The sequence below is a fragment of the Rhizobium sp. SRI_017 genome, assembly GCF_057586295.1.
The window spans coordinates 1-270 of record NZ_JBYCZP010000115.1 but is presented as its reverse complement, the minus strand read 5'-3'; the positions used below and the strand labels follow the sequence as shown (position 1 = coordinate 270).

Annotated in this window: 1 protein-coding gene; it reads right to left on the bottom strand. The window is 64.1% G+C overall.

Going from position 1 to position 270, the window contains the following annotated elements; all coding sequences use genetic code 11:
• The coding region (locus tag AC2YI2_RS35290; protein ID WP_487391160.1) for an ATP-binding protein at positions 1-270 on the bottom strand (270 nt) is incomplete at both ends.

Below are 270 nucleotides of genomic sequence, written 5' to 3'. Positions count from 1 at the left end.
TTCGAGGCATTCCTCGACGGCCGAGAGCGGGATGACATAGTTGCCCTTGCCGACGCGGACGAGCAGCCCGTCGATAATGGCGAGCGTCAAGGGGATGCGGAGCGCGACCACCGAGCCTTCGCCCGGCTTGCTGGTGATGTCGATCGTGCCGCGAAGCGCTTCCACCGTCTTCTTCACGACATCCATTCCGACGCCGCGGCCGGAGAGGTTTGTCACCTGCGCAGCGGTCGAGAAGCCGGGCTGGAAGATGAGCAGCAGCAGTTCCTGATC